Here is a 12305-nt window from a genome sequence, read left to right as displayed (position 1 = left end):
TTCCGCTTCATTCCGTCCGTCCCTTCGAAGGGCCGGTTTCTAGTTCCAACTGGATGAATAAACGGGGGTCACGTCACTCGGCATCAACGCAGGCGCCGAATGACATTCGAGCCGCCGTGTGTATCCCGTTTATGGGCACTGGCTCGGGCGGAGCAGGTAACGCATCGGCCGGAACCTACCGCGCAATGCTTCCTTGCACCTTACATGGGTAATTGGCCGAAGCTGGACAGCCGAAAACAGCCCTGCAGGTCAGGGAACGGGTCGTCGCTGGTGTGGCGGCGCGCAGGCGGCTTACGCGTTTATCAGCTGGTCCAAAGCAGCGTCCAATGCCCGCGCCGTTGGAGCATCGACTTTCTGGATAGGCAATGGCGGCTCTTCCACGTCGAGATTCAGGCGTTCGGCAATCCCATACATGAGCCGCAGGCTGCCATGTGCTTGAAAGAGGCGCCACAAAGGCTCGAACGCGGCTTGCAAGCGCGCCGTCTCTGCGGCGGCTCCGTTCTGCGCGGCGCGGGTCATTCGCAATGCCTCGACAGGCAGGAGCCCCGCAACCACGCTGTACCAAGCCGCTCCACCCGCGAGCAGTGATGGCGCAGCACCCCAATCGCCGCTGTAGCCAATTCTGAAACCTTGAGGCACGAGCTTGCGCAGCCTTCCGATCTCGCCTGCAAAGTCGTCGCCCTCCGGCAAGGGCATCTTGATGGCGGCAATTCCGGGAACATGCGCCAGCTCACCGATCAGCGCGTCCGGAAAGGTGAAGCCGGTAGTGCCCGGATTGTTGTAGATGCAAAGCGGCAGAGCGGTCGCACCCGCCACGGCGCGGTAGTGGCCGGCAACTTCCCGCACGGTCAGCGGCGTGTACGACATGGGAGCAAGGAGCAGGCCCTGCGCTCCGGCCCGTTCGGCCTCCCTCGCCAGCTCTACCGACCAACTGGTCCGCAATGCGCCTATGCCAACGATCAGCGGCACGCGTCCGGCGACCGCCTCGACGGCTGCGTGGACGGCGTGCACGCGCTCGGCGCGATCGAGGTAGGCGTAAAGGCCGGTGCTCCCCAGAATGCCAATCGAGTCCACGCCGGCGACGCACAGGCGATCAATCAAGGCTGCAAACGCGCGCGTGTTGACCACACCGTCGCTATCCGCAGGGGTCAGCGGGAAGGCGCAAAGCCCCGTGAAGAGCGTGCCGGCCATTCTTACCCTTTCAGCGCGAGAGGATGAGGCGGGTGCCGGCGCCTGCGAAGACGATTGCGAGTGTGCCCTCGATATACCGCCGAGCACGGGCATAGCCGCGAACCAGCGGCTCGGTGGAGAACAACAACGCGTAGCTGGCGAAGATCACCAAACCGAGCATCACGCAACCGCCATATGCCGCGGCGACATGACCGGTCGCCGCCTCGGGCCCGACACCCAGCGACATGATGGCGAGCCAGGCGAGAACCGACTTCGGATTTCCCAGGTGCATCAGCACGCCGCGGCGATACAGAGCGGGGTAGCTCACGGCGGCGCCCGCCTTGGTCGAGGAGGCTTGCTGCGCCGACAGGGCCGAGCGCGCCGCCTTGAACCCCAGCCACAGGAGGTACACACCGCCCGCGATCTTGAGGATCACCAAGGCCTGCGCATACCGCGTCAGCAGTGCCGACAAGCCGGTAGCTGCGATCAGGCCCCAAGCTGCCGACATGGTGATGACGCCTGCGCCCAGCGCGAGCGCGTGGCGTCGTCCTCGCCCCATGGCCACGTTCATGATGGCCAGGTTGCTAGGGCCCGGACTACCGGCCGCAATGGAATAGGCGACGTACACCGCAAGCAGTGAATGTTCGGTCATAGATCCCTCTATGGCGATCGGCCCGTGGTATGCAAATCGGGATCGTGGATTGCCGCAACTACTTGCAACTCAATTCAGCGCAGATGAACGAATGATCGTTTGTTGAAGGCTCCCGAGCACAGCTGACAGTCCTGATCCAAGCCGCGTCCGTGACATCGTCAGGCTGGACCCGCCCACTCGCAGTCGCCCGGTCACGCGGGCGACGCTGCTTGGACATCGGCTTGCACAACTCGAATCTGGGCGGGCTTCGTGTTCTTTGGAGACGAGCGTGCTACCACAGCGCGGGATCAAACACCTGGACAAGAGGACTTGGCGAGATGCCAGCCTACGTGCTTAGAGCTAGTCGGGGACATACATGGGGGACGGGACCATGAACCGGCGGGTAGAATTGCTCGGCGCGGTGGCGCTGCTGATGGTTGCGCAGAGCGCGGAAGCAATCGGGGACGTGCATGCCGATGCGGTAGCGTTCGGCGCGCGCGAGGGCGTCGAGCAACTCAGCCTGTCACCTGACGGCAGCAAGATTGCCTTCATCGCGCCAGCCAAGGGACAGGGAGCGACGCTCTTCACTATGCCGGCGGCAGAAGGCTCGGTGCCGAAGCCTGCACTCGTGGTGCCGGGAACGCCGGACCGCCTGCGCGATTGTCGCTGGGTGTCGGAGACGCGGTTGGTATGCACGATTTGGGGGATGGTCAAAACGCCCGACGCGACCCGGCCTCTTTCCTACTCGCGCGTGCTGGCCGTCGATGAGAGCGGCGGCAACGTGCGTATGCTGACCAACAAGCAGACGAACCAGCGCCGCAACTCCTTCTATGGCGGAGGCGTCATCGACTGGCTGCCGGGCACCGACGGCCAGGTGCTGATGGTGCGAGCCTATGCACGCACCGAACAGACCGGCACCAACATCGGATCGCGCCGGGACGGTCTTGCCGTCGACCGTATCGACACACGTACTGGAGCGAAGGCGGTCGTGGAACAGCCGCGGCCGAACGCGGTAGAATATCAAACCGACGGCAGGGGCAACGTACGGCTCATCGGCTATTACGATGTGCGTGGCCAAACCAACCAGTGGAGCGGTAACATCGTCTACCGCTACCGTCCGATCGGGAAGGACTGGACCGCGCTGAGTACCTTCAACACGGTTACCAACGAGGGCTTTAATCCCTACGCCGTCGACCCGGAAAAGAACGTCGCCTTCGGGCTGCGCAAGTTGAACGGGCGGCTGGCGCTCTACACACATGCTTTGGACGGCAGCGAGCGCGAAACTCTGGTTTCCAGCCGGCCGGACGTCGATATAGACGGGCTGGTCCGGGTCGGGCGGGATCGTCGGGTCGTCGGCTACACGTACGTCACCGAAAAGCGCGTCGCGGAATATCTGGACCCGCAGGTGAACGCAATGGTGGCGTCACTGCGCAAGGCGCTGCCCAAGCTGCCGCAGGTCGATATAGTCGATGCGAGCACCGACGGAAACAAGCTGCTGGTCCACGCCTCCGCTGACACCGACCCGGGCCGCTACTTCCTCTTCGACAAGGCAGCGAAGCGGCTGCAGGTGCTGATGCTGACGCGCCCCGAGTTGGAGGGCCGCAAGCTCGCGGCCGTGCAGCCAGTGCGGATCAAGATAGGCGATGGCTCCACCATTCCAGGGTATCTGACCTTGCCGCCGGACGGACCGCGCAAAGGGCTGCCGGCGATCGTCATGCCGCATGGTGGACCGTCAGCGCGGGATGAATGGGGTTTTGACTGGCTCGCGCAATTCTACGCCGCGCGCGGCTATGCGGTGCTCCAGCCCAATTACCGCGGTTCGGCCGGCTACGGCGACGATTATCTTATGCAAAATGGTTTCCGGGCGTGGAAGACGGCAGTTGGAGACGTCAACGACGCTGGCCGCTGGCTCGTGTCGGAAGGAATTGCCGACCAGGACAAGCTGGCGGTGTTCGGCTGGTCCTACGGCGGCTATGCCGCGCTTGAGTCGGTGGTGCTCGACCCCAAGCTGTTCAGGGCGATCGTGGCGGTTGCGCCCGTGACCGAACTGTCGACGGTGGTAACCGACCGTGAGAGCTTCAGCGATTCACGCGTGCAAGCCGGCTATATCGGACAGCAGCCCGCAACGGCCTCGCCGGCCGCGAATGCCGCCTCGTTCGCCGCGCCGGTGCTGCTGGCACACGGCACGCTCGACGCAAACGTCAACTACGCTCAGTCGATGCTGATGCTCGCGCGCCTGCGGGCGGCAGGGAAGCCAGCCGAACTCATGACCTTCGAAGGGCTGGACCACTATCTTGAGGATGCCGATGCCCGGACGCAATTGTTGGAACAAAGCGACGGGTTTCTGCGCAAGGCAATGAAGATGTGACTTGCTGGGATCGCGGACGTTAAACGACGGCTTGGACCGAGGATGAGCTGGCTTCTCTTGAAGCCAAGCACCCGCTAGGTACCAGGCCTTGCCTGGCGTTCGCGCTCCTCCTCTATGGCGCGCCATGGAGCGACGACGTTCGCCTGATGACGCATGCGACAATCGCGACCGGTCGCATACAATTGGACCGGAGCAAGACGAACAACGCTGTCGACGTTCAGATCGTGACCCCGCTTCGCGACGCGCGCGAAGCTGAGCGGTCGGGCGTGGTGCTGCTCCTGAAACCGAAGAAAGGCGGCGCGTTCACCCCGCAGGGCTTCCATGGGATGATGAAGCGCGCCCGCCGCGCTGCCGATCTTCCGCACTGTTCGCCACACGGGCTTCGTAATCCGCCGCTCGCCGCCATCGCGAGGCCGGATGCGCCGATGAAGAGGGCATGGCGATCACCGGCCAAGAGCGTGCGCGAGTACCACCGCCATGCCGGCGACAATGCGCGCGGCGATCGAGCGGACGCCGCTATGACCAAGGTTATGGCAACCGGTCTGATCGGGTAGCCCGGCGCAAGAGGCAGGACGTTGAATTGCGCGATGAAAAGCGCGACGCTGGATGCCCCGTGAGGATTCGAACCTCAATTGACGGAGTCAGAGTCCGTAGTCTTACCTTTAGACGACGGGGCAACAGCGAAGGCGCGCGGATAGGCAAGCAAACCGTCGCTGTCAACGTGCGCATGGCGGTGACGGTTGCTTTCCCGCGTCAGCTTGCCGTGGCGACACGCTCCGCATAAGGTCGCGTTCAAGTACCGGGCGCCGTTTGGGCGCGCCGGAGAACATAAGAGACGGCGAAATGGCAGAGCGCGCGCGACATGCGGCGCACACGCCGGGCGGCAATCGCCGCGGGGTGGCGCCTCTGGCCCGAATCATGCGGGGCCAGCCGGCGCGCGGCACCTACGGCGCGCTGGACCTGGGCACCAACAATTGCCGCCTGCTGATCGCGCGGCCTGCGGGTGACGGCTTTATCGTGGTCGATGCCTTTTCGCGCATCGTCCGGCTGGGCGAGGGGCTGGCCGCATCCGGGCGGCTGAGCGATGCGGCGATGGATCGCGCCGTGGCCGCACTGTCCGTGTGCGCGGACAAATTGCGCCGCCGCAACGTCACGCTGGTGCGATCAGTGGCGACGGAGGCGTGCCGCCGCGCCACCAACGGCGTCGCCTTCGTGGAGCGGGTGCGGGCGGAAACCGGGATCCGGCTGGAGATCATTTCCGCCGAGCAGGAGGCGCGGCTGGCCGTGACCGGCTGCCAGGCTTTGCTGGAGCCGGGCGACGGCCCCGCCTTGGTGTTCGACATCGGCGGCGGCTCGACCGAGGTCGTGCTGCTGGACGAGCATGGCGACGATCCACTCCACATCGGCGACTGGTTTTCCGCACCCTGGGGAGTCGTTTCGCTGAGCGAGAGCGAGCCCCATGTCGGCGAGGACGAGGCAGCATTGCGGGCGGCCTATGCGCGGATGCGCGCGCGCGTGTCGGCGGCGTTCGCGCCGTTTGTGGAAACGCTGCGGGCGCGTGGCGTGCCGGGCGGGCGGCTGCTGGGAACGAGCGGCACGGTGACCACGCTTGCCAGCCTGCACCTGGATCTGCCCAATTACGACCGCAGCATCGTCGACGGGCTGATTGTGCCGGCCGAATCGATGCGCCATGTCAGCCAGCGTCTGGCCGGCATGGCGGTGCCTGCGCGCGCCAAACTGCCCTGTATCGGCCAGGAACGGGCCGATCTGGTGGTGGCGGGCTGCGCCATTCTGGAAGCTATCCTGGATCTGTGGCCGGCCGAACGGCTGAGCGTCGCGGACCGGGGCATACGTGAGGGTATTTTGCGTACATTGATGGCGCACGAGTTTCGCAAGTCATGAGCCGCGGTGGATCCGGCGGACGCCAGCGTGTGAAGACCGCGCGCGGCCGCACCGCGGCATCGACCCGCTGGCTGGAGCGGCAGCTGAACGACCCCTATGTCCGCCGCGCCAAGGCGGAGGGCTATCGCAGCCGCGCCGCCTACAAGCTGATCGAACTGGACGAACGATTCGGGATGCTGCGCGGCGTCAAGCGGGTGGTCGACCTGGGCATCGCGCCGGGCGGCTGGTCGCAGGTGGTGCGCCGCCGCAGCGAGAGCACGCATGTGGTGGGCATCGACCTGCTGCCGACCGATCCGATCGACGGTGTCACCATCATGCAGATGGACTTCATGGACAAAGAGGCGCCGGCCCGGCTGGCGGAGGCGCTGGGCGGCGCGGCGGACCTCGTCATGTCGGACATGGCGGCGAACACGGTCGGGCACCAGCAGACGGACCATCTGCGCACCATGGCGCTGGTCGAGGCGGCGGCCTACTTTGCAGGCGAGGTGCTGCGCCCTGGCGGGTCGTTCGTGGCCAAGGTGCTGGCGGGCGGGGCGGACAGCGAGCTGGTCGGCCTGCTGAAGCGCATGTTCACCACGGTGAAGCATGCCAAGCCGCCGGCCAGCCGCAAGGATTCGTCCGAATGGTACGTGATCGCCCAAGGGTTCAAGGGCGTCGCACCGTCACTCCCCGATCAGGTGTAGGGCGATGGTCCGGCGGTGCGGCGCCCGCCGGTGTTCGAACAGGTAGATACCCTGCCAGGTGCCGAGCACCAACCGGCGATCGGCCAGCGGCACGGACAGCGACACCTGTGTCAATGCGGTGCGCAGATGTGCGGGCATGTCGTCCGGCCCTTCATCGTCATGGGCGTAGGCGGTGCGGCTTTCCGGCGCGATCCGGGCGAAGAATGCAAGCAGGTCGTCCTTGACCTCCGGCGCGGCATTCTCCTGGATCAGGAGCGAGGCGGAGGTGTGCTGGCAGAACAGCGTCAGCAGCCCTTCGTCCATGCCCTGCGCATCGACCCAGCGGCGCAGCGCGTCGGTGCATTCGTAAAGGCCGGGCCCGCGGGTGGGAACCTCGATCCTGCCGCTCGCCTGACGCATGGCGTAGCTCAGGCCGCGGCGGTGATCGTCGCCCGCACCCCGGTGTGGGTGTGGTCGTAATCGATCGTGGCTTTCAGGGTGCGGGCCATCGCATTGACGAGCTTGGAGCCGAGGCCGGTGCCCTTGATCTCGCCATCGTCGGGCATGCCGCAGCCGTCATCCTCAACCCGCAGCACGAAATTGTCGCCTTCGTTGCGCAATGCGATCCGCACCTCGCCGCAGGTCGCGTTGGGATAGGCATATTTGCAGGCGTTGGAGACGAGTTCGTTGACGATCACGCCCACCGCCACCGCTTTGTCGGTGCCGAGCGTGACCGGTTCGGCCGACAGCACCAGGGTGCGCGGCGAGTCCGGCGTGGACCAGGTTTCTTCCAGCTCCTGGACCATGGTGGACAGATATTCCGCCATGTCGACGGTGTTGACCGAGTCCGAGGTATAGAGCCGCTTGTGGACCTGCGCGATGGCGGCGATCCGGCGCTGCGTATCGGCGAGCGCCGCCTTGGCGCCTTCCTCCGCGACGCTGCGCGACTGCATGTGGACAAAGGCGGAGACCAGCTGCAGGCTGTTCGAGACGCGGTGGTTCACCTCATGCAGCATGGTCTGCAACCGCTGGTTGCTTTCGCGCAGCTGCGCCTCGGCCTCTTCCTTTTGCGCGCTGAGGCGGGCCTTGATCAGCGCCTGGTCGATCGCGGCGGAGAGCAGGTCGAAGAAGTCCTCGCCCACGGCCTTGACCACATAGTCGCTGGCGCCGGCCTTCAGCGCGGCAACCGCGATGCGGCTTTCCTCCGACCCCGTGACGTAGATGACCGGCGGCGGGGAGGGCAGCGTCATCAGCTGCTCCAAGGTGGCGACGCCGTCCTGGCCCGGCATGTAATGGTCGACTGCGATCAGATCATAGGATCGCGCATGCGCCATCTCCACGCCCTCCTGCCCGCTGGCGGCGAGCACGACCTCGTAGCCGCGCCGCTGCAACGCGCGCTGAACCAGACGGCGGAGGCCGTCATCGTCATCGATATAGAGGATGCTGGGGGGCGCGTCGGACGCCATCAGGCCTCGGACAGGTCCGGAACCTGGATCACCGACAGGAACAGGCCAAGCTGGCGGATCGCGTCCGCGAAGCTTTCATAATTCACCGGCTTGGTGATGTAGACGTTGCAGCCGAGATCGTAGCAACGCTGGATCTCCACCTTGTCGTCTGTCGTGGTCAGCACCACCACCGGCGTGCGCTTCAGCGGGCTGCCTTCCGCCTTGATCCGGGCGAGAATGTCCGTCCCGCTCATGTCGGGCAGGTTGAGGTCGAGCAGCATCAGGGCCGGGCCATTCTGCGCCGGGCCGCTGGGATCGTTGTAGAGATAGTCGAGCGCGCTGGTGCCATCGGTGAAGTGATGGATGGCGTTGGAAATGCCGGCGCGGCGGATATTCTTTTCGATGAGGCGCGCATGACCCTCATCGTCCTCGATCATGATGATGTTGACCGGCTGCTGGCTGTTCATGTGAGGGCCCCTTGCTCCCCTGCGTAGACCGTCGGCAGGGATACGCGAAAGGTTGCGCCCTCGCCTAGCGTCGAATCCACAGTGATCGTTCCGCCCAGGCGATACGCCAAGGCGCGCGTGTGCGCGAGTCCGATGCCCTCGCCCGGCTGGTCCTGCTGCCCCGAACGGCGGAACAGGTCGAAGATGCGCTCATGGTCGCGCGGGTCGATGCCCCGTCCGTTATCCGCGACCGAGAAGACGACGCGATTGCCCTCGCGCCGGCCCGACACCTCGATCCGGCCGGGGCGTCCGCGCTGGAGATACTTTACGGCATTCTCGACGATGTTGGACAGGATCTGCTCCACTGCCACCCGGTCGCTGACGATGGACGGCATGCCGGGCATGATCCGCATCTCGATGCCGAGTTCGTCCGTGCGGTGGCGCATCGAGTCCGCGATGGCGGCGATGGCGACATCCATGTCGAGCCGTTCGGGCGTGATCGGCCGCCGGCCCTCGCGCGACAGGCGGAGGATGGCATTGATCAGCCGGTCCATCTTCTGCGTGGAGGTGCGGATGAAGCCGATCGCCTCCGGCAGATCCTCCCGCGCGGCCAGGCGCGCATCCTGGTCGATCAGTTCCGGATGCTCCTCCTCGACCGTGTCGACCAGCTTGGACAGGCGCTTGGTGGCGGCCTCCAACTCTGCGGTGAAGCCCATCACGTTGACCAGCGGCGAACGCAGGTCGTGGCTGACGATATAAGCGAAACGCTGGATTTCCTCGTTGGCACGCTGAAGGTCCACCGTCCGCTCGCGCACCGCACCCTCCAGGTCCTGGTTGAGCGTATGCAGCGCGTTGCGCGAGGCCGTAAGGTCGCGCGTGTAGCGGAGAATGACCCAGATGGAGACCGCCGCCACCAGGAGCAGCAGCAGGCCGCAAGCCGTCACGCTGGCATAGAAACGGCGAATGCTGCGATGCTGCTCGGCATCCCGCAGCAGCAGCAGGCGATGCTCCTCCGCCACCATGCGCATCACTTCCCCCCGCACTTCCAGGACGAGGTTGACGCTGCCGCCATTGCGGAAGGTATCGATGGCGTTCAGCCGGTCTCCGCGCGCCGCCTGCCGGAACGACGCGTCGAGCACCTGCTTGTGGTGCAGCGCCACCACGCGCAGCCGCTCCAGATTGCGTTGCTGCGCGACGTTGTCGCCGACCAGGGTTCGCAGGCGTTCCAGGGCCGGCTCCACTGCCTTGTCCGCCTCAACAAAGGCGCGGGCGATCCGGGGATCGTCGTGGAGCAGGAAGCCGCGCCGTGCCGCATCGAGCCGCAGCGCTTCGCTGTAGAAGTCCGAAATCGCCTGCTGCACTTCATACGTATGGGCGATCCAGCGCGTATGTTCCTGCGTCCGTTCCGTCGCCCAGGTGGCGAACAGGGCCGCTGCCATGACCAGCGCAAAACCGCCGCCGATCGCGGTTACGATCAGGCGATTGAACCATTTTTCCGGCAGGACAAGCGTGCGGGCAGGCATTTCTGGCCCTGCGATACGTAAGTTTTCGGAAGACGCAAGCACCTGTCCATCCCGGCTGGTCGAATCGCGAACATGCGGATCTGGCCTATCGCCCCGACCTGGGCCTATGACGGCGCATGGCCGGCCCGCTTCACGACATCCGCGTCCTCGATCTCAGCCGCATCCTGGCGGGGCCGTTTGCCGGGCAGATCCTGGCCGATCTCGGCGCGGACGTCATCAAGGTGGAACGGCCAGAGGGCGGCGACGATACCCGCCATTGGGGTCCGCCTTTTCTGGACAATGGCGACGCTGCCTATTTCCTCGCCGCCAATCGCGGCAAGCGATCCATCCGGATCGACATCGCCACGGCGGAGGGGCAGGCGCTGGTGAAGGCGCTGGCGGCCCGGTCGGACGTGGTGCTGGAAAACTACAAAGCGGGCGGGCTGGCGCGCTACGGGCTGGACTATGCCGGGCTGAAGGCGGTCAGGCCGGACATCATCTATTGCTCGATCACCGGCTTCGGCCAGGATGGGCCGCGTTCGGGCCAGGCGGCCTACGACTTCATGATCCAGGCGATGGGCGGCCTGATGAGCGTCACGGGCGAGGCGGACGACCAGCCCGGCGGGGGCCCGCAAAAGGTCGGCCTGCCGGTAGTGGACATGCTGACCGGCCTGTATGCCACCACCGCGATCCTGGCGGCGCTGCACCGCCGGGCGCAGACGGGGCAGGGCGACCATGTCGATCTTGCCCTGTTCGACGTCATGGCGGCATCCCTGCTCAATCAGGGGATGAACCATCTGGTGGGCGGGCTGACGCCGCAGCGGCGCGGCAATCGCCACCCCAACATCCAACCGCAGGATGTCTTTCCGGCGGGCGACGGCCATATCGTGCTGGCAGTCGGCAATGACGGCCAGTTCGGCAAGCTCTGCGACGTCCTCGGCCGGCCGGAGTTGAGCCGCGATCCACGCTTTGCGGCCAATGCCGGGCGGGTGGCGCACTACCCCGCATTGCGGCCGCTTTTGAGCGAGGCCTTGTCGACCAGGAATGCTGCCGAGTGGGTCGTCTTGCTCGACGCGGCGGGTGTGCCGTCGGCCCCGATCAACAGCGTGCCCGAGGTTTTGGCCGATTCGCAGATCGCGCATCGCGAGATGGTGCTGACCATGCAGCACCCGGTGGCCGGTTCGCTGCGGATGCTTGCGAATCCAATTCGCTTTGCCGAAGCGCAGCTAAGCTATCGCCGTCCTCCGCCGCTGCTCGGCCAACATGATGGAGAGATACGGGCGGAGTTAAATTCTGAGAAATAGTCTGATTTGGCTTGGACCCACATAAAAGGTAAATGCGTTTAGCCTATCGTTAACCTTTAACCTTCATTACCACGTCCGTAACCAAGACGCTTCAGCGGCCGGATATGGGTGGCGCGCCGGAGCTTAGGAGACAGGGGCTCTGGCCAATGCGTGTGCTGCTAATCGAAGACGATCCGACGACGGCGCGCTCGATCGAGCTGATGCTGAGCGCGGAAGGCATCAATGTCTATACGACCGATCTGGGCGAAGAGGGCTTGGACCTCGGCAAGCTGTATGATTACGACCTGATCGCGCTCGACCTGAACCTGCCGGACATGACCGGCTATGACGTGCTCAAGAAGCTCCGCACCGCGCGCGTACAGACGCCGGTGCTGATCCTGTCGGGCACGAGCGAGATGGAGGCCAAGGTCCGCGCGCTGGGCTTCGGCGCCGACGATTACGTCACCAAGCCGTTCCACCGCGAGGAGCTGGTCGCCCGCATCCACGCGATCGTCCGCCGCTCCAAGGGGCATAGCCAGTCGGTGATCAAGACCGGCAAGCTGTCGGTCAACCTGGATGCCAAGACGGTGGAGGTCGACAGCGCGCGCGTCCACCTGACCGGCAAGGAATATGCCATGCTGGAGCTGCTGTCGCTCCGCAAGGGCACCACCCTGACCAAGGAAATGTTCCTCAACCACCTGTATGGCGGGATGGATGAGCCCGAGCTGAAGATCATCGATGTCTTCATCTGCAAGCTGCGCAAGAAATTGAGCCTGGCGTGCGGCGGGGACAATTACATCGAGACGGTGTGGGGCCGCGGCTACGTGCTGCGCGAGCCCACCGATGCGCCGGTCGAAGAGGTCGCCTGACCCTTTCGGCCGCTTCCCGATCGTGCG

12 protein-coding genes and 1 tRNA gene are annotated in these 12305 nt (G+C 65.3%); 6 read left to right on the top strand and 7 right to left on the bottom strand.

Annotation, left to right across the window (positions count from 1 at the left end; genetic code table 11):
* Positions 1 to 291 precede the first annotated feature (291 nt).
* Together Q0D93_RS09165 and Q0D93_RS09160 are read right to left on the bottom strand one after the other, a co-directional pair.
* Positions 292 to 1191: a dihydrodipicolinate synthase family protein gene (locus tag Q0D93_RS09165; protein ID WP_294393160.1), complete on the bottom strand. Its 900-nt coding sequence runs from the start codon at positions 1189 to 1191 to the stop codon at positions 292 to 294.
* Between the two features lie 10 nt (positions 1192 to 1201).
* Positions 1202 to 1822, bottom strand: coding sequence for a LysE family translocator (locus Q0D93_RS09160; RefSeq protein ID WP_294393158.1), 621 nt, complete (start codon positions 1820 to 1822; stop codon positions 1202 to 1204).
* Between the two features lie 370 nt (positions 1823 to 2192).
* On the opposite strand from Q0D93_RS09160, the gene Q0D93_RS09155 reads away from it, so the two are divergent.
* Positions 2193 to 4169 carry an alpha/beta fold hydrolase gene (locus Q0D93_RS09155; protein WP_294393156.1) on the top strand — a complete coding sequence of 659 codons (1977 nt, stop codon included), beginning with the start codon at positions 2193 to 2195 and terminating at the stop codon, positions 4167 to 4169.
* Positions 4170 to 4315: 146 nt separating this feature from the next.
* Positions 4316 to 4723 carry a hypothetical protein gene (locus Q0D93_RS09150; protein ID WP_294393154.1) on the top strand — a complete coding sequence of 136 codons (408 nt, stop codon included), beginning with the start codon at positions 4316 to 4318 and terminating at the stop codon, positions 4721 to 4723.
* 49 nt (positions 4724 to 4772) lie between these two features.
* On the opposite strand, the gene Q0D93_RS09145 is transcribed toward Q0D93_RS09150, so the two are convergent.
* Positions 4773 to 4846: transfer RNA gene (locus Q0D93_RS09145), tRNA-Gln, on the bottom strand.
* A gap of 166 nt (positions 4847 to 5012) precedes the next feature.
* Here Q0D93_RS09145 and Q0D93_RS09140 point away from each other — a divergent pair.
* Complete coding sequence (locus Q0D93_RS09140) at positions 5013 to 6071, top strand: Ppx/GppA phosphatase family protein (protein WP_294393151.1); 1059 nt, start codon at positions 5013 to 5015, stop codon at positions 6069 to 6071.
* Positions 6068 to 6754 (top strand): RlmE family RNA methyltransferase, encoded by a 687-nt coding sequence (locus tag Q0D93_RS09135; RefSeq protein WP_294393150.1) that lies wholly within the window; start codon positions 6068 to 6070, stop codon positions 6752 to 6754. The genes Q0D93_RS09140 and Q0D93_RS09135 overlap by 4 nt, the downstream gene beginning before the upstream one ends.
* Here the strand turns inward: Q0D93_RS09135 and Q0D93_RS09130 are convergent.
* The 4 genes from Q0D93_RS09130 to Q0D93_RS09115 are packed head-to-tail and all read right to left on the bottom strand — an operon-like array spanning position 6734 to position 10147.
* The gene (locus tag Q0D93_RS09130) at positions 6734 to 7153 is read right to left on the bottom strand and encodes a secondary thiamine-phosphate synthase enzyme YjbQ (protein WP_294393148.1); all 420 of its coding nucleotides are present in this window, start codon (positions 7151 to 7153) and stop codon (positions 6734 to 6736) included. The genes Q0D93_RS09135 and Q0D93_RS09130 overlap by 21 nt on opposite strands.
* Before the next feature lie 8 nt (positions 7154 to 7161).
* Positions 7162 to 8199, bottom strand: coding sequence for a response regulator (locus tag Q0D93_RS09125; protein WP_294393145.1), 1038 nt, complete (start codon positions 8197 to 8199; stop codon positions 7162 to 7164).
* On the bottom strand, positions 8199 to 8645 hold the full coding sequence (locus tag Q0D93_RS09120; RefSeq protein WP_294393143.1) for a response regulator: 447 nt from the start codon (positions 8643 to 8645) through the stop codon (positions 8199 to 8201). Before Q0D93_RS09120 ends, Q0D93_RS09125 begins: the two co-directional genes overlap by 1 nt.
* Positions 8642 to 10147, bottom strand: coding sequence for a sensor histidine kinase (locus tag Q0D93_RS09115; RefSeq protein WP_294393140.1), 1506 nt, complete (start codon positions 10145 to 10147; stop codon positions 8642 to 8644). The genes Q0D93_RS09120 and Q0D93_RS09115 overlap by 4 nt, the downstream gene beginning before the upstream one ends.
* A 116-nt stretch (positions 10148 to 10263) precedes the next feature.
* Here Q0D93_RS09115 and Q0D93_RS09110 point away from each other — a divergent pair, with 116 nt between their 5' ends.
* Together Q0D93_RS09110 and ctrA are read left to right on the top strand one after the other, a co-directional pair.
* Positions 10264 to 11430 carry a CoA transferase gene (locus Q0D93_RS09110; protein WP_294393138.1) on the top strand — a complete coding sequence of 389 codons (1167 nt, stop codon included), beginning with the start codon at positions 10264 to 10266 and terminating at the stop codon, positions 11428 to 11430.
* A gap of 146 nt (positions 11431 to 11576) precedes the next feature.
* Positions 11577 to 12278, top strand: coding sequence for a response regulator transcription factor CtrA (gene ctrA, locus Q0D93_RS09105; protein ID WP_294393137.1), 702 nt, complete (start codon positions 11577 to 11579; stop codon positions 12276 to 12278).
* Positions 12279 to 12305 lie beyond the last annotated feature (27 nt).

Source organism: uncultured Sphingomonas sp. (assembly GCF_934560975.1).
Classification (GTDB): domain Bacteria; phylum Pseudomonadota; class Alphaproteobacteria; order Sphingomonadales; family Sphingomonadaceae; genus Sphingomonas_I.
This window is presented reverse-complemented; position numbering and strand designations above follow the sequence as displayed.